Origin of the sequence: Chryseobacterium formosense, assembly GCF_900116415.1 — a bacterium.
Lineage (GTDB): Bacteria > Bacteroidota > Bacteroidia > Flavobacteriales > Weeksellaceae > Chryseobacterium > Chryseobacterium formosense.
On record NZ_FPAP01000001.1, the window covers coordinates 583,575 to 600,600 of the forward strand.

Below are 17,026 nucleotides of genomic sequence, written 5' to 3' on the forward strand. Positions count from 1 at the left end.
AAAAAACCTGCCCACAGTAATTCTAACACATTAAAGGTAAACTCAACGCTAAACAATTACCGAACAAATGTCTATTGAATGGCGCGCCGGATTTCCGGATTACAGACAGTAGAAATCAGTTCAAATCGTGTTGATTAGGAGTTTACTCTCAATCCCTGAATTACTGTGGGCTTTTTTATTTTATAACAAGACAATTAAAACTCAATATATATGACAACAACCGCTATTATTATAGGCGTTATTTGCTTAGTAATCGGTGCAGTAGCAGGGATGTTTTTCTCTAAAAGCTCCCTCAATACCAAGGCGAAATTTATTATAGATGATGCAAAGAAAAATGCAGATAATTTACTTGAAAAAGCCACAGTACAGGCAGAATCGATAAAAAAAGAAAAAAACCTTCAGGCAAAAGAAAAATTTCTTGAACTAAAATCTCAACATGATGCAGATATTCAGTCGAGAGAGAAGAAAATGCAGGAAGCTGAAAAAAGAATTAAAGACAAAGAAAATAAGCTGAATGACGAGCTTAGCAAAACCGGAAAATTAGAAAAAGATTTAGACAAACAGATCGCTGATTACGCCAAGAAAAACGAAATTCTTGAGAAAAAACAACAGGATCTTGATTCAGCAACTGCCAAAAAGGTAGAAATGCTTGAAAAAATCGCAAATTATACTGCAGAAGAAGCAAAAGCTGAATTGGTAGAAACCATGAGAGCTGAAGCGAAAACAAGAGCTCAGGCGCACGTTCAGAGCATCATGGAAGAGGCTCAGCTGAATGCAAAAAGCGAAGCCAGAAAAATCGTTATCCAGACTATCCAGAGAATCGGTACAGAGCAGGCAATCGAAAATTCGGTTTCTGTTTTCAATATCGAATCTGATGAAGTAAAAGGTAGAATCATTGGTAGAGAAGGTAGAAATATTCGTGCTTTGGAAGCGATTACTGGTGTGGAAATCATCGTTGACGATACGCCTGAAGCTATTCTTCTTTCGTGTTTCGATCCGGTAAGAAGAGAGATTGCGAGATTATCACTTCACAGATTGGTAACAGATGGTAGAATTCACCCTGCAAGAATCGAAGAAGTTGTAGAAAAAACAAGAAAACAAATTGAGGAAGAAATCATTGAAGTAGGTAAAAGAACGATCATTGATTTAGGAATTCACGGATTACACCCTGAATTGGTGAAAATCGTGGGTAGAATGAAATACCGTTCATCTTACGGACAAAACCTTTTACAGCACTCAAGAGAAGTGGCAAATATTGCTGCAACAATGGCTGCTGAATTGGGATTAAATGTAAAACTTGCGAAAAGAGCTGGTTTATTACACGATATCGGTAAAGTTCCTGAGCAGGAATCTGAACTTCCACACGCTCTTTTAGGGATGCAGTGGGCTGAAAAATACGGTGAAAATGCAGAAGTGATCAATGCCATCGGAGCTCACCACGACGAAGTGGAAATGACCTCTTTATTGTCTCCGATTATTCAGGTTGCCGATGCGATTTCTGGGGCGAGACCAGGAGCAAGAAGGCAGGTATTAGAATCTTATATTCAAAGATTAAAGGATCTTGAAGCTGCTGCTTTAAGTTTTGACGGCGTTTCGTCAGCTTATGCAATTCAGGCGGGAAGAGAACTGAGAGTAATGGTAGAAAGTGGAAAAGTGAATGACGAAATGTCTTCTCAGCTTTCTTACGACATTTCTGAAAAAATTCAAAATGAATTAACCTATCCCGGACAGGTAAAAGTTACTGTAATCAGAGAAACAAGAACAGTAAATATCGCAAGATAATACGTTTTAAATACATACGAAAACCCTTTCAAGCAATTGAAAGGGTTTTTTATTTGGGGTTAAATTAGAGTTCCGAAGGGACGTTTTATTAAAGGATAGGATGAGAATCCTATCAAATAATTAATTATAGAAGAAAAACCTATTCTCTTTAATATATTTTGTACTCATCGAAATACTCTCAAAAATATCTTTATCACTCGAATCCTGCTCCACAAACCAATGTTCTAATCCTGCTTTTTCTTTGGCTTCAAAAATTCTTTTAAAATCAATTGTTCCGTTTCCGATTTCTGTGAAATCTTTTGTGTCGGATTTCATATCTTTTACATGCCACAAAGGAAATCGTTTCGGATATTTTTCGAAATAATCCAAAGGATCTAAACCTGCTTTTGAAATCCAGTATAAATCGAGTTCTATTTTTACTAAATCTGAAGACGTATTTTTAAGAATAAAATCATAGAAATTATTTTCGTTATCCATTTTCAGGAATTCAAAATCATGGTTGTGATAGGCTAACTGAATTCCGTTTTGTTTTGAAAGTTTTCCTGCATTTTCTAAAACTTCCGGAAGTTTTTGGTAGTTCCCAATGGTTCTTTCGGCTTCGGGAAGATAGGAGCAAACAGCATACTTGGAACCGATAAAATTCAAGTCTTCCAAGGTTTTATCCCAGTTTTGAAGGAGTGTTCCGTTTTCTTTATCGGTGATTCCTGTTCTGTGATGAGAGCTGATTATCTCTAAACCTGTATTTTTAAGAATAGATTTAAATTCAGTTCTGTTTTTTCCGAAGAACGTTCCATTGTAACCATAAATTTCAAGGTTTTTAAAGCCTAAAACAGCAAGTCTTTCTAATGTTTTTTCTAAATCTTTGGAAACAGCATTACGAACGGTATATAATTGTATCGCCAGATTTGTTGACGGATGATTTGCTACGGAAGCTCCACAAGAAATTCCAAGAAATCCTAATGACGAAAGTGATAAAAATTCTTTACGCTTCATAAGATTAAAGAAAGGGTTTCATTTCGTCTTCGATCTGCGTTCTCAGTTCCATCAGACGTTTTGCGTATTGTTCCTGTTGCTTTTCCTCTTCCGTTTCGGGAATCCATTTGGGAACGGGAAGTTTTTTACCGTTTTCGTCAACAGCTACAAATACAATGATACAATGTGTTTTCTTATCAAATTGAGGCTGTTTCAGGTTCCTAGAAAAAACATTGATGGAAATATGCATACTCGAAGAACCGGTATAAATTACCTGCGCTTCAACCTTTACAATTTCACCTATTTTTATAGGCTCATAAAAACGAATTCCGCCTACATAAACGGTTACCGAATAATTTCCACTCCAGGTTGTTGCACAGGCGTAACCTGCCTGATCGATCCATTTCATCACACTTCCACCATGTACATTTCCGCCATAATTAACGTCTGACGGTTCAGAAATAAACTGAAAAGTAATAGGCTTATTGTCCATTTTTTTAATTTTTACTAAAGGTATTTAATAATTTTTGAAATTTTAAATTTTGCCTTATTTTTGGGATAAATTTAATTTATGAAGAAAGTTTTTCATCTTAATACCTGCGATACGTGCAGAAAAATTTTAGCACAGTTTGATTTATCAGACTGGGAGTTGAGAGAAATCAAAAAAGAGCCGATTACAAAAGAAGAGCTGGAAGAAATGCATAAGCAAACGAAGTCATACGAAGATTTGTTTAGCAAAAAATCGACTCAGATTAAATTGAGAGGATTGGATGTGAAATCATTGAAAGAAAAGGATTTTAAAGAGCTTATTCTAGATCATTATACGTTTTTAAAGCGCCCGGTTTTTATCACGGATAAAGAAATTTTTGTTGGAAATGATAAAAATAATGTGGAAGCTTTGAAATCATTTTTTGGAGTGGCATAGTTTCTCACAGATTTCACAGATTCTCGAATAGCATTCAAACCTCATAGGTTTTCAAAACCTATGAGGTTTTTTTGCAATTAATAGCAAAAGAAATTCAGTGAAGTTCCTAATCAATTGTAAAAACAAGGTGTTAAAGACAAAAACCTAGCCCCGATTGCAGTGAAAATCCTTTTTTGAAAAAAAAGATTGCAGCGGAAAGCGGGAAAAAGCTCCTAAAAAAGAACCGCTTCATCAGAATGATAAAGCGGTTTATATTTCATTAAAATATTTCCTTAAACAAACGGCATTTTCACCACTTTTGCAGGGATATTTTTGTTTCTTACCTGAATAAAGATTTCAGAACCAAGCTTGAAATGAGGCTTATCAACATAAGCGATTCCCAAACCGATTTTTTTCATTGGAGACTGAGTTCCCGAAGTTACCTTTCCGATCACGTTTCCTTCTGCGTCTACAACAGGGTAGTCGTGTCTTGGAACGCCTTTGTCGGTCAATTCAAAACCAACTAATTTTCTCGTAACACCTTCTTCTTTTTGTTTTGCAAAAATATCTTTAGACACAAAATCTTTGTCAAACTTCGTAATCCAGCCTAATCCGGCTTCGATTGGCGAAGTGGTATCGTCAATATCCATTCCGTAAAGACAAAACCCTTTTTCCAGTCTCAAAGTGTCTCTTGCAGCCAATCCGCAAGGAATAATTCCTTCTTCTGCACCTGCCTCGATGATGGCATCCCAAAGTTTTTCTGCAGCATCGTTCATAAAATAAATCTCAAAACCACCGCTTCCTGTATAACCTGTATTTGAAATGATAACATCGCTTACGCCAGCAACAGAACCTACCGTAAAATGATAATATGGAATTTCAGAAAGATTAGTTTCTGTTAATTTCTGAAGAATTTCAGTTGCTTTCGGTCCCTGAACTGCCAATAAAGACATTTCGTCTGAAGCATTGGTCATTTTTGCCCCGAAAGTGTTGTATTTTGAAATGTGATTCCAGTCTTTATCGATATTTGAAGCATTTACCACCACAAAGTATTTTTCGTCATTCATTTTGTAAACGATCAAATCATCCACAATTCCTCCGTTTTCGTTCGGAAGACAAGAATATTGTGCTTTTCCGTTTTCTAAAACATCTACATTGTTCGTCGTCACAAACTGCAAAAGATCTTTTGCACCTGCTCCTTCAATGAAAAACTGTCCCATGTGAGAAACGTCAAACAAACCTGCTTTTTCTCTTACTGCAAAGTGTTCTTCCGTAACTCCGGAATATTGTACAGGCATTTCAAATCCTGCAAAAGGTACTATTTTCGCTCCCAAAGAAACGTGTTTGTCGTACAATGCTGTTTTTTTCATGTTTAAATTTAGTTTAATTTCTTTATCTAATGCAATTATTTTAACGCAAAGTCCGCAAAGTTTTTTTGGACTGCTAGCTGTTTTTAAGTTCGCAAAGGCGTTCTACTCAGCAAAGGGCATGAGGTTTTGAACCTAATTTATTTCTTAATTTTAAAACTGTCGAAAGTTTCGTTGAAAACTTTCATGTAATTGCCGTTCCAGTGTTTTTCCTGGCAATTGATGCTTATGATGAACATGTCTTTATTTTTCTGATACAACTTAGTGATCCAGAAGAGCTTTTCTTTCTCATCAAAATATTCGTACAGATATTCGGAATACCCTTTTTTGCTGCCTGTATTTTTTACTTTTTTTTCTTCATCTGAAGAATTGTATAAGGCTAAAATAAATTTCTTCACTTCAGATTTTGGCAATTCGAGATCGTGATATTCCGAAATGGTAATCGCGCCAATCTGGTTGGTCGGGAAAATATTCACGATGCCGTCATCATTCGTTGCTTTCCAGGTATCGGGCATTACAATTGAGTAATTTTCACTGTCATAAAGCTCAGTTCCCAACTGTTGCGAAAAAAGAAAGCTTGTCGCAAAAATAAAAGCGGCGAATAAAATTTTTTTCATCTGTGTCATCAAAGATTGTGTTTATATTCTTCTAAAATAATTTTGAACCATTCGGTAAACTCTTCAGGATTTTTTGCCATTTCTGTTTCCAGATCTTCCAAAGAAATAAAGCGTATTTCTTCTACTTCATCCACGTTGAGATTAAAATCCGAATTATAAATTCCTGTAAATACATGGTCGAGCTCATGCTCCCAAAGACCGCCACCAACATCTGCTTTGTAGATAAAATAAAATTTTTCTGAAAGCTCGGCTTTAATTCCTAATTCTTCGTTCAGCCTTCTTTCTGCTCCTTCGAGATAGGTTTCTCCGTTTCTTGGGTGTGAACATACGGCATTGGTCCATTTTCCGGGAGAATGATATTTTTTTTCGGCACGTTTTTGCAAAAGCATTTCTCCTTTTTCATTAAATATAAAAACCGAGAAAGCACGGTGCAGCAAACCATTGATGTGAGCCTGCTGTTTTTCCATCAGACCTAAAACCTGATCTTCGGGATTTACTAAAACTACCAATTCTTCCATTCCGACAAATTTAAGTTTAATAAATGTATTTCGGAAATTTTTGGTAAAACATCATGATTAAAAGTAAAACTAAGTCTGTTGTATGCTTAAAGCCTTACCTACTATGATAAAAACCACTGATAAAACAATAAAAAAGATCAGAATATAAAGCGAATTAATAAAAACCTGTGAATAGCCAAACTTGACAACATCCACAAAAGGATAAGGATAGAAACCGGCAAAGCTCCCACGGGTAAGAATAAAAACCAGATAAAGTAATGGATAAATTGTCCATTTAGGAATCAGTTTGTAGGATAAATCCTTCTTGTTTGCAATAAAAATCCAGTATAATAAAGCAAGAAACGGGATGATCGAATGCAAAAGTTCATCAACTATTTTCTGCATTCCTACAGGATTCCATGCAGATCGTAAAATCAATTGATAAATAAGGCCAACAACCAAAATATAAACCGTTATTGCAGTGATAATCCCTGAATTCTCTATTTTTTCAGAATTTCTGAATAATTGCAACGTAAAATGATACGCAACTATAATATTGGTAAGAATGGTAAAATAACTGAAAAATCTGATGGTCATTTCTGGTAAAGCCAGTTCAGAATTATTACACATGAGAATATATTGCATAATAATCGCAAACCATCCCAGAATAACAAAAATTAAAGAAAAAAATCTTTTCATAATCTTTCTTTTAAGTCATATTTAAATATAACTAAAAATTGATTATTTGCTTTAAAAAAATAATCAAACTGATAATTTGAATTGTTGAGCTAACTTTATGTTAATTTATTTTTAATTATTGAGGAATTGATAATGAAATTTGATTGTTTTAAAAAGAAAAATTTTAATCAAATAGATAGGATTTCCAAATTAAATGTTAAAAATTTTCTCTTATTCGTAATGTTTTAGATTGTTTTTTTAGATAAGTTAAAATTAATGCTCCTATATGAATCATATTGTGTAACTTTGCGCTTTAAAATTTTTGAACGATGGAACTAGATTATATTGAGCATATCAGTCCGATTCTAAAAGACGGAATTAAAAATTATCTGATCGATATCGACGGAACAATTACAGAAGACGTTCCAAACGAAGAGCCGGAAAGAATGGTAACCTGTGAACCATTTCCGGATGCACTGGAAACGATCAACAAATGGTATGATGAAGGTCACCAGATTTGTTTCTTTACTTCCAGAACAGAAAATTTAAAGCAAATTACAATCGACTGGCTAGACAAACACGGATTCAAATATCACAGTGTATTATGTGGAAAACCAAGAGGCGGAAACTATCACTGGATCGACAATCATCTGGTAAGAGCAACGCGATACAAAGGTAAATTTACCGACCTTATCGAAAAACAGGTAACCATCGAAGTTTTTAAAGAAGATTAAATCATAGAAAAGGTTTAAAAATTAAATAGAGAAAAGCATAAGCGCAAAATCTTTTAGTTTTTAAATCTTTTTGCATTTTAAATATAGTATTAAGCAATTATGAAAGTTTTAGCAAACGACGGTTTAGACCAGTCAGGAATCGATGCATTAACGGAGAAAGGATTTGAAGTGATTACCACCAAAGTTCCGCAGGAATTTTTATTAGATTACATCAACGAAAACAAGATCAAAACGCTTTTGGTAAGAAGTGCTACACAGGTAAGAAAAGATATTATAGATAATTGTCCGTCACTGGAAATCATCGGAAGAGGTGGAGTAGGAATGGATAATATCGATGTAGATTATGCCAGGGAAAAAGGGATTCATGTAATCAATACACCGGCTGCTTCATCTGAATCTGTAGCTGAACTTGTATTTGCCCATTTGTTTTCAGGTGCAAGATTTTTGCAGGATTCCAACAGAAAAATGCCTTTGGTAGGCGATACCGAGTTTGCTTCACTTAAAAAAGCATATGCTGCAGGAATCGAGCTGAAAGGTAAAACCATTGGTATTATCGGGATGGGAAGAATCGGACAGGAAGTTGCGAAAATTGCTTTAGGATTAGGAATGCGAGTTATTGCTGCAGATAACATGATTGGAAAAGCAAGCATCAAAGTAACATTCTACAACAATCAGTTTATCAATGTTGATATTGAAACTGAACCTTTGCATGATGTTTTAAAGCACGCAGATTTCATCACCCTTCACGTTCCGGCTCAGAAAGACGGATACATGATCGGAAAAGCGGAATTTGATATGATGAAAAACGGGGTAGCTGTTGTCAACTGCTCAAGAGGCGGTGTGATTGATGAAACGGCTTTACTTGAAGCTTTAAATTCAGGAAAAGTAAGATTTGCAGGGCTTGATGTCTTCATTAATGAACCAACACCTTCAAAAGAAGTGATTACCCATTCAAAAATTTCGGTTACTCCGCATACAGGAGCTTCAACCTTGGAAGCACAGGATAGAATCGGGCTTTCTTTAGCAGATCAGATTTCAAGTATTTTGCAGATTCAGTAATTTGCCAGATATTAAAATAAAAAAACGCCGCAAATTTCTGCGGCGTTTCTGTTATATATTATTTTTTGTTTTCAATAAATCTCTGATCTCCATTAATAATTTTTGGTCTTCAGTTGGTCCTGCAGGCGCAGCCGGAGCTTCTTCTTTCTTCTTGCCAAGGCTGTTGATCCCTTTAATCATCATAAACAAAACGAACGCAACAATCAGAAAGCTGATTACGGAAGATAAGAAATTCCCATACTTTACACCGTCCCACGAAAGTTCTGCAATGTTTTTTACATTGGCTTTTTCTAAAGCAGGATTCAAAATCAGTGGGGTGATGATGTCATCCACGAGAGATTTTACAATCGCACTAAATGCTGCACCAATAATCACACCGACAGCAAGGTCAACCACGTTACCTTTAAACGCAAATTCTTTAAATTCTTTAGCAAATCCCATAATTTATATTTTTAATTGTTTTACACAAAAGTATTATTTAATAATAGTAATCTTAAAAGTTTTCATCATTTTTTTGATTTAAATTATAATTAGTTTTAAATAATTATGGTTAAATTTAATAAAAATCGCAATCAATGAAAATATTTACAGCAGAAAATATCAGAAAAACAGATGATTATACCATTCGGAATGAGCCCATTTCTTCCGTACAGTTAATGGAAAGAGCGGCTTTAAGTTGTGTTGATTGGATTTCGGTAAATTGTAAGCAACATACAAAATTTGTAGTTTTCTGCGGTAATGGGAACAATGGTGGTGATGGTTTTGCAATTGCAAGAATGCTCTATCTGAAAGGTTTTGATGTGGATGTTTTTATCAATAAAGATAAAGTAAGTTTTTCTGAAGATGCTTTGATTAATTATAAACGGTTAAAAGATATTTCGGGAATTTCTGTCAAAGATTTCAGTGAAATCGAAAAATATAATTTTGAAAAAGCTGTTATTATTGATGCTCTTTTCGGTACAGGTTTATCCAGAAACTTACAAGGTATTTATAAAGATTTGATCGAAAATTTAAGCCTAAAAAAAAATCCTAAAATTTCAATTGATATTCCTTCAGGAATGTTTGCCGATCAGCTTAATGAAAAGAATGATGTGATCTTTAAAGCAGATTATACATTGACGTTTCAATTCTGGAAAAAAACATTTCTTCATCCCGAAACCGGAAAATTTGCAGGGAAAGCTTTTGTTTTAGATATAAAACTGAGTTACGAATTTATTGATAAAACAGAGTCAGATGATTTTGTAATCGATGATGATTTAATTTTAAAAATTTTTAAGCCTCGCGCAGATTTCACTCACAAAGGAACTTATGGCAAATCAATCATTGTTGGCGGAAGTTATGGAAAAATCGGAGCAGCAGTTCTTGCTATCAAATCCGCTTTGAAAACAGGATCGGGATTAACATTTGTTCTGGCTCCCAATTGCGGTTATGAAATTCTGCAAACCTCTGCTCCTGAAGCAATGTTTATTGAAGGCGGAGTGAAAAATATAGACACAATAGATGAACAGGAAAATGCAGTATACGGAATTGGTCCTGGATTGGGAACTGAGAAAGAAACAGAAAAAACTTTATTGAAATTTTTAGAAAATCATAAATCTCCTTTAATTTTAGACGCAGATGCGCTTAATATGATTTCTAAAAATGAAGATCATTTGAAATTAATTCCAAAAAAATCTATTATCACACCGCATCCAAAAGAATTTGAAAGGCTCTTCGGAAAAACAGAAAATTCATTTAAAAGATTAAAGGTAGCTAAAACCAAAGCAAAACAGTTCGGATTTTATATTGTTTTAAAAGATCATCACACGCAGGTTGTAAATCCTGAAGGAAAGGTTTTTTATAATATTACAGGTAATTCTGGTTTGGCAAAAGGCGGAAGCGGCGATATTCTGACGGGAATAATTACTTCACTTTTAGCTCAGAAATATTCTTCCGAAGATGCAGCAATTTTGGGAGTCTGGCTTCACGGGAAAGCGGCTGATTTGGCTGCTGAAAAACATTCAAAAGAAGCGATGCAACCGACAGATGTTATTGATGAAATCGGAAATGTCTTTCTTGATTTAAACCAAAAAGCCACAACATTGTTGTGACTTTAAGTATTTTTAAACAGTGATAATTCTAATTGCTAAAAGCCAAAAGCTATTAACATTTATTCAGGTTTTCCGTTTTCAGCTTCCGTAATTTTAAACTTTTTAGAGTAGATCATGATGACAACTCCTGCAATCATAAACGGAATTGAAAGGATTTGACCGGTGTTTAATCCTGCAAAAGAAATAAACTCGTCACCTTGAGGCTCTTTCAGGAATTCTACAAAGAATCGGATTGCCCAAAGAATAATGAAGAACAAACCAAACAGCCAGCCTTGCTGATATTTTTTGTTGGTTTTTCTGTATAAAATCCAAAGTAAAACGAATAGCAAAACATATCCTACAGCTTCGAACAGTTGAGAAGGAAAACGTGGAATCGTTACTCCGTATTCTCTGCTTTGTTGTGGGAAAAGTAAGGCAAATGGAGAGTTCGGATCTGCCGGTTTACCGATAATTTCAGAATTAAAAAAGTTACCCATTCTTACAAAAGCACCTCCTAAAGCAACTACAATTCCTAATCTGTCATAAACCCAGAACGGATTTTTCTTGATGATTTTGAATGAATAATAAAGCGTTGTGAAAATCAAAGCGATCGTAGCTCCATGACTTGCCAATCCGGAAAATCCTGTGAATTTTAAACCATTTTTCGTACTTATCGGTAAGAAAACGCTCCAGAAATCTTCCTTGAATAATTCAGGCTGATAAAAAATAACGTGTCCCATTCTTGCTCCCAGAATTGTTCCAATCAAAGTCCATGTAAAAAGTGGTTCAAGATATTTTTGGTTGACATTATCAATTTTGAACATTTTGGTCATCAAAACATAACCGAAACCAAATGCGAAAATAAACATCAGACTGTAAAAATGCAGCGTTATCGGTCCCAATTGAATTCCCGAAGTAGGATCCCAGATTTTAAAAGGAGTTTCCAAAGATATTGTGTCTCCGGAAGCGATTGGCTTTTCGGTTTTTAAAGCATATTTCAGCGTTTCGATTTTATCTTCAGGAATATTTGTAACATCTACCGGTTTAAAATCTTTATCAAAAAATTTGTAAGCAGCATTTTTGTAGCTGTTAATAAGAATTGAATTGGTGTGGAATTGATCGGCTTCTACATTAGATTTATTAAATATAATCAGTGTGTTTCCTGTTGTGTTTACAGAGGCGAATTTATTTAAATAGCTAAATTCTGTACTTGCATAAATTTTTACAGGAAATTCAGAAGAATTGATTTTTAATGTTCCGTCAGATAAACTGTCTTGGTAACTCTGTGCAAAAAAACATTGGGTAACCAAAGCAAATATCACAAGATACATTCGGAAGAAAATATTGCTCATTTCTATATTTTTAATTTGAATATTTTAATTTTTCGGAGGAACGGGATCATAACCGCTTCCGCCCCAAGGATGACATTTTGAAATTCTTTTTACACCCAGCCAAAAACCTTTGAAAATACCGTGAACCTGCAACGATTCTACCATATAATGTGAACACGTTGGTTCGTAACGGCAGTTTTTGGGAAGTAATGGCGAGATAAACCACTGGTAAAATCTGATGAGAATTACCAACGGTGATGTAATAACTTTATTGAAGGTGAGTTTCAAAACAATGCAAAAATAGAGTAAAAAAATGAAAATTAGTTTAAATTTGTTAGAAGTTTCAAACGGTAAACATATCATTTGTCTGATCAATCAGAAGGTTTTTCGATCTCGGTTCTTTATTAATGATCCTGTTTTTGTCTTAAAGTTTGTAACTATATTTAAATCTTAAATTAGAAAATCTTGAATCATAATATTCCATTAGCAGAACGATTAAGACCTAAAACATTAGACGATGTTTTGGGACAGGAACATCTTACCGGAGAAAAAGGGACGATCAGAAAAATGCTGGAGAATGATACGTTGAACTCTCTCATTCTTTGGGGACCTCCCGGAACCGGGAAAACAACGCTGGCTGAAATTATTTCGGAAAAATCAGGAAGAAAGTTTTTTAAACTTTCTGCAGTTTCTTCGGGCGTGAAAGATGTACGCGATGTCATTGAAGACGCCAAAAAGCAAAATCTTTTTTCGGGAAAATCGCCGATTCTTTTTATTGATGAAATTCATCGTTTTAACAAATCTCAACAGGATTCTTTGCTTCATGCAGTAGAAAAAGGTTGGGTGGTTCTCATCGGTGCAACAACCGAAAATCCTAGTTTTGAAGTAGTTTCGGCATTGCTTTCAAGAAGTCAGGTTTACATTTTGAAAGCTTTAAGCTATGAAAAACTGGAAGAACTGATTGATATTGCCTCTGAAAGATTTAATAAAGATGAAAACACAGATTTCATTATTAAAGAAAAGCAAGCATTTATACAATATTCGGGTGGTGATGGCAGAAAGCTGATCAATTCTGTAGAATTGGTTCTTAATCAGTTTAAAAATTCTTCAACCATAGAAATCACCAATGATGATGTGATGTCGGTTTTACAGGAAACGATGGCACTTTATGATAAAAATGGAGAACAGCATTACGATATTATTTCGGCTTTCATCAAATCGATGCGTGGAAGTGATCCGAATGGTGCGGTATATTGGTTGGCAAGAATGATTGCCGGTGGAGAAGATATTAAATTTATTGCGAGAAGAATGCTTATTCTGGCTTCTGAAGATATTGGTTTGGCAAATCCGAATGCTCTGGTCATTGCGAATAATTGTTTCCAGGCAATTAACGTAATCGGGAATCCTGAAGCGAGAATTTTACTGAGTGAAACAGCAATTTATCTTGCGGTTTCCCCAAAAAGTAACTCGGCGTATGCTGCAATTAATGAAGCTTTGGCCTTTGTAAAGAAAACCGGAAATCTTCCTGTTCCGCTTCATCTAAGAAACGCACCGACAAAACTGATGAAAGATTTAGATTATGGGAAAGAATATAAATATGCTCATTCCTATGAAGGAAATTTTGTAGATCAGGATTTTCTGCCGGAAGAAATTAAAGACATCAAATTTTATGAGCCGGGCAATAATGCAACTGAAAAGAAAATTTATGATGAGCTTAAGAAAAAATGGAGCGACAAATATTAAATAAAAACGGATGTCTCAAAAGGCATCCGTTTTTATTTAATAAATTATTTTAATCACTATTTTCTTGTACTCGTAATAAACAAAGTTTTTACGCCATTATAGTCTTTTACTTCTAGATTTTGTGCAATTTCTGAATAGACTCTCATATTGGTGTCTTTAAATTCATATCCTTCAACAAATACCGGAGTATCTTTTGGAAGATTGCTTTGCTGATTAAAAGAAGCTAAGCTGATATTATCGAATGGACTAACGTTGTTTTTGAATTTCACTTCAGTAAGTCCCTGGTCAGCTAGAAAACTGAATTTTTTTAGCTTTTGAGGCAGACTTGCTGCAGTTTTATAAACTTGCGTACTTTGAACAAAGTCTTTTTGGCTTTCAAACATCGCAACCGTTCCTATCATATCTCCCGATACTGCAAATTTTACATTAGGGTTTTTCTGTGCAAATAGAGTAGCAGAAGCAAAAATAAATAAAGAATATAGAATTTTTTTCATAATTAATAATATGAGCGTTAAAAACGTGATAAATGTACTTATATTTTATGAATTGTCAATGAATTTTTTAAATAATTTGTAAAATATTGATGAATAATAGTCTTTCGTTGATTTTATTAGCCCCATCAATAAGATTTTAGCATTTCTATTAATAAAATTTACTTGAATAATTCATAATAAGTTTAAAAAATTAAAGAACTTCTTCCTTCCAGTTTTCTTCAATGAGCTTCATTAAAAAGTCTGGGCATTTCATCACTTTGTTGGTTTTTGCGTTTAAAAAGAAAAGAGTAGTGGAAGCTTCAGTAATTTTAATTCCTTCTTCATTGTAAATTTCATATTCAAATTCAATTCTCACTCCCGGAATTTTTCTCATAAATGTGTGAATTTCTAATTTCTGATCGTATAGTGCTGGTTTTAAATACTTAATTTTATAATCAGAAACAGGTAACCAGATTCCGTTATTTTCGATCTCATCGTAAGAGATCCCGATGCTGCGAAAAAGTTCCACGCGCCCGAGTTCGAAATACGTTGCGTAATTTCCGTAATAAACATATTTCATAGGGTCTGTTTCTGCGTAACGTACTCGTAATGAGTGTTTTGAGTGTATCATTTTAAGCTTTAAATTATACATACAAATATATTTTTAAATAATCAATATGCGAAATATTTTTTTTTGAAAATAAAAAATGAGACCTTTGTCTTCCTCCTAAAAACGACTAACCAAAGAATTAATCAGGGCATAAAAATGAACGAAAATTTAATGATGATATGGCAGAAATGCCTTCAGTTTATGCGAGATAATCTCAACGCGGCTGAAGATAATTCTGATCTTAAAAAACTTGAAAAATCTTTTGATTTACTATTCGACAAAGTACAACCGATTTCGTTGGTTGAAAATAATCTTACGTTGATGGTACCGAGCGATTTTTACAAAGAATATATTGAAGATAACTATCTGTCATTGCTTTCTGCTGCCCTGAAGAAAAACATTGGTAAAGGCGTTAAACTTTGGTATTCGGTAATGGAAAACAAGCCGAGCGGTTTAGAAAAACCAGTTACCATGAATATGAAAGGGAAATCTGTTCCCACACCAAAAGTTCAGGAGACTATGCCTCAAGGTTTTTCAGGTAATATTGTTAATCCTTTCGTGGTTCCGGGAATCAAAAAAGTAAACATCGATTCGAATCTGAAAGCTGATTTTTCTTTTGACAATTATGTAGAAGGAGAAAGCAATAAATTCGCATCAACTGTTGCTAAATCGATAGCAAAAAGACCGGGAGCAACTGCTTTTAACCCATTATTTTTATACGGAGGTTATGGTGTTGGTAAAACACACTTAGGTCAGGCGGTAGGTTTAGAAGTTAAAAACCAGTTTCCTGATAAAGTAGTTCTTTATTTGTCATCCGAAAAGTTTATTCAGCAGTTTATTTCAGCAGCGAAAGCTCATAAGCAGACAGAATTTGCCAATTTTTATCAGATGGTGGATGTTTTGATTATTGATGATATTCAGTTCCTTTCCGGTAAATCTGCAACGCAGGACAGCTTCTTCCATATTTTTGATTATCTGCACCAGAACGGGAAACAAATCATTCTTACCTCAGATAAAGCTCCTGTTGATATTATGGATATTCAGGACAGAATTGTATCCCGTTTCAAATGGGGACTTTCTGCAGAGATCAAATCTCCGGATCTTGAAACCAGAAAAAAAATTATTGAAGACAAATTAAGCAGAGACGGTATCGTTCTTACCGATGATATGCTTGATTTTCTTGCTGCGGAAGCAAAAACCAACGTAAGAGAACTGATCGGTGTGATCAATTCGGTGATTGCTTATTCTACAATTTATAAATCAGACTTAAGTCTTGAGCTATTAAAAGAAACGATCAATAAGATTGCGGCAAATCAGAAAAAGATCATCAATATTCCATACATTCAGGAAATTGTTTGTGACTATTTCGGAATTAAAAGAGAGCAGCTTTTATCGAAAACGAGAAAAAGAGAAATCGCACTTCCGAGACAATTGGCAATGTATTTTGCAAAAGAATTTACCAATGCTACATTTACCAAAATTGGTGAAGAAATGGGTGGAAAAGACCACTCAACCGTAATGTATGCCTGCGAAACAATTAAAGATGTTTCTAAAATTGATAAAGAAGTAAAAAAATACGTAAAAGAACTTACTGAGAGAATCAAAAGCTAAGTTCTATATTAAAATATTTTAAGAAGGGGAATAAATCTATTCTCCTTTTTTTATTTAGTTTTGTTGCAGAATTTAATCTGAATTTTTTTAAATTGTATCAATGAAAATTTTAATGGTTTGCCTCGGAAATATCTGTAGAAGTCCGTTGGCAGAAGGAATTATGAAATCTAAGCTTCCTGAAAACTTTCAGGTGGATTCGGCGGGTACGATTAATATGCACGAAGGAAGCCGTCCCGATAAAAGATCAATAGAAGTCGCCTCAAAAAACGGGATTGATATTACATCGCAATGTTCAAGACCAATTCAGCCGTCAGATTTAGATGAGTATGATAAAATTTTCTGTATGGATAAAAATAATCTTCGTGATGTACTTTCATTGGCGAAAACAGATCAGCAGAAAAGCAAAGTTTCTTTATTGATGCAGGATTTATTAAACTTAAAACATTTTCCACTTGAAGTTCCGGATCCTTATTGGAGCGGTTCGGAAGGATTTGATCAGGTTTTCAGTCAGATTGATGAAGCTTGTGAAATTATTTCAAAAACCATATTAAAATCTCAAACTCAACCTAAATCTTAGTC

Annotated in this window: 19 protein-coding genes; 8 read left to right on the plus strand and 11 right to left on the minus strand. The window is 34.4% G+C overall.

What is annotated here, in order from left to right; genetic code table 11:
• Positions 1–210 precede the first annotated feature (210 nt).
• On the plus strand, positions 211–1,782 hold the full coding sequence (rny, locus tag BM371_RS02690; RefSeq protein WP_034675537.1) for a ribonuclease Y: 1,572 nt from the start codon (positions 211–213) through the stop codon (positions 1,780–1,782).
• Positions 1,783–1,902: 120 nt separating this feature from the next.
• On the opposite strand, the gene BM371_RS02695 is transcribed toward rny, so the two are convergent.
• Positions 1,903–2,775: a sugar phosphate isomerase/epimerase family protein gene (locus BM371_RS02695; protein ID WP_034675540.1), complete on the minus strand. Its 873-nt coding sequence runs from the start codon at positions 2,773–2,775 to the stop codon at positions 1,903–1,905.
• A gap of 4 nt (positions 2,776–2,779) precedes the next feature.
• Entirely contained in the window at positions 2,780–3,247 is a 468-nt protein-coding gene (locus BM371_RS02700) for an acyl-CoA thioesterase (protein WP_034675542.1), read from the minus strand.
• Between the two features lie 78 nt (positions 3,248–3,325).
• Here BM371_RS02700 and BM371_RS02705 point away from each other — a divergent pair, with 78 nt between their 5' ends.
• Positions 3,326–3,679 carry an arsenate reductase family protein gene (locus BM371_RS02705; protein WP_034675544.1) on the plus strand — a complete coding sequence of 118 codons (354 nt, stop codon included), beginning with the start codon at positions 3,326–3,328 and terminating at the stop codon, positions 3,677–3,679.
• Between the two features lie 272 nt (positions 3,680–3,951).
• Here BM371_RS02705 and gcvT read toward each other — a convergent pair whose 3' ends face one another.
• The 4 genes from gcvT to BM371_RS02725 all read right to left on the minus strand — a co-directional run bounded on the left by gcvT (position 3,952) and on the right by BM371_RS02725 (position 6,838).
• A complete protein-coding gene (gene gcvT, locus BM371_RS02710) occupies positions 3,952–5,028 on the minus strand; it encodes a glycine cleavage system aminomethyltransferase GcvT (RefSeq protein ID WP_034675546.1) in 1,077 nt (358 codons plus the stop codon).
• 137 nt (positions 5,029–5,165) lie between these two features.
• On the minus strand, positions 5,166–5,642 hold the full coding sequence (locus BM371_RS02715) for a hypothetical protein (protein ID WP_051882830.1): 477 nt from the start codon (positions 5,640–5,642) through the stop codon (positions 5,166–5,168).
• Positions 5,643–5,650: 8 nt separating this feature from the next.
• Positions 5,651–6,160 carry an isopentenyl-diphosphate Delta-isomerase gene (idi, locus tag BM371_RS02720; protein ID WP_034675547.1) on the minus strand — a complete coding sequence of 170 codons (510 nt, stop codon included), beginning with the start codon at positions 6,158–6,160 and terminating at the stop codon, positions 5,651–5,653.
• Between the two features lie 69 nt (positions 6,161–6,229).
• Complete coding sequence (locus BM371_RS02725) at positions 6,230–6,838, minus strand: Pr6Pr family membrane protein (RefSeq protein ID WP_034675553.1); 609 nt, start codon at positions 6,836–6,838, stop codon at positions 6,230–6,232.
• 308 nt (positions 6,839–7,146) lie between these two features.
• Here BM371_RS02725 and BM371_RS02730 point away from each other — a divergent pair, with 308 nt between their 5' ends.
• Positions 7,147–7,551 (plus strand): LNS2 domain-containing protein, encoded by a 405-nt coding sequence (locus BM371_RS02730; protein WP_034675556.1) that lies wholly within the window; start codon positions 7,147–7,149, stop codon positions 7,549–7,551.
• 99 nt (positions 7,552–7,650) lie between these two features.
• Positions 7,651–8,610 carry a D-2-hydroxyacid dehydrogenase gene (locus BM371_RS02735; RefSeq protein WP_081874539.1) on the plus strand — a complete coding sequence of 320 codons (960 nt, stop codon included), beginning with the start codon at positions 7,651–7,653 and terminating at the stop codon, positions 8,608–8,610.
• A gap of 51 nt (positions 8,611–8,661) precedes the next feature.
• Here BM371_RS02735 and mscL read toward each other — a convergent pair whose 3' ends face one another.
• Positions 8,662–9,051 (minus strand): large conductance mechanosensitive channel protein MscL, encoded by a 390-nt coding sequence (mscL, locus tag BM371_RS02740; RefSeq protein WP_034675561.1) that lies wholly within the window; start codon positions 9,049–9,051, stop codon positions 8,662–8,664.
• A 134-nt stretch (positions 9,052–9,185) separates the two neighbouring features.
• Between mscL and BM371_RS02745 the strand changes: the two genes are divergently transcribed.
• Positions 9,186–10,700 (plus strand): bifunctional ADP-dependent NAD(P)H-hydrate dehydratase/NAD(P)H-hydrate epimerase, encoded by a 1,515-nt coding sequence (locus tag BM371_RS02745; RefSeq protein WP_034675565.1) that lies wholly within the window; start codon positions 9,186–9,188, stop codon positions 10,698–10,700.
• Positions 10,701–10,759: 59 nt separating this feature from the next.
• Here the strand turns inward: BM371_RS02745 and lgt are convergent, their stop codons facing one another.
• Complete coding sequence (gene lgt / locus BM371_RS02750; protein ID WP_034677288.1) at positions 10,760–11,626, minus strand: prolipoprotein diacylglyceryl transferase; 867 nt, start codon at positions 11,624–11,626, stop codon at positions 10,760–10,762.
• Between the two features lie 429 nt (positions 11,627–12,055).
• Positions 12,056–12,298 (minus strand): membrane protein insertion efficiency factor YidD, encoded by a 243-nt coding sequence (gene yidD / locus BM371_RS02755; RefSeq protein WP_034675567.1) that lies wholly within the window; start codon positions 12,296–12,298, stop codon positions 12,056–12,058.
• A gap of 177 nt (positions 12,299–12,475) precedes the next feature.
• Between yidD and BM371_RS02760 the strand changes: the two genes are divergently transcribed.
• Positions 12,476–13,753, plus strand: coding sequence for a replication-associated recombination protein A (locus BM371_RS02760; RefSeq protein ID WP_034675569.1), 1,278 nt, complete (start codon positions 12,476–12,478; stop codon positions 13,751–13,753).
• Between the two features lie 56 nt (positions 13,754–13,809).
• On the opposite strand, the gene BM371_RS02765 is transcribed toward BM371_RS02760, so the two are convergent.
• Complete coding sequence (locus BM371_RS02765) at positions 13,810–14,247, minus strand: hypothetical protein (protein WP_034675571.1); 438 nt, start codon at positions 14,245–14,247, stop codon at positions 13,810–13,812.
• Between the two features lie 190 nt (positions 14,248–14,437).
• Positions 14,438–14,857, minus strand: coding sequence for an acyl-CoA thioesterase (locus BM371_RS02770; RefSeq protein ID WP_034675573.1), 420 nt, complete (start codon positions 14,855–14,857; stop codon positions 14,438–14,440).
• 135 nt (positions 14,858–14,992) lie between these two features.
• Between BM371_RS02770 and dnaA the strand changes: the two genes are divergently transcribed.
• Both dnaA and BM371_RS02780 read left to right on the plus strand, forming a co-directional pair.
• Complete coding sequence (gene dnaA / locus BM371_RS02775) at positions 14,993–16,447, plus strand: chromosomal replication initiator protein DnaA (RefSeq protein ID WP_034675574.1); 1,455 nt, start codon at positions 14,993–14,995, stop codon at positions 16,445–16,447.
• Between the two features lie 100 nt (positions 16,448–16,547).
• Entirely contained in the window at positions 16,548–17,024 is a 477-nt protein-coding gene (locus tag BM371_RS02780) for a low molecular weight protein-tyrosine-phosphatase (protein ID WP_034675576.1), read from the plus strand.
• The last annotated feature ends 2 nt before the right edge of the window (positions 17,025–17,026 follow it).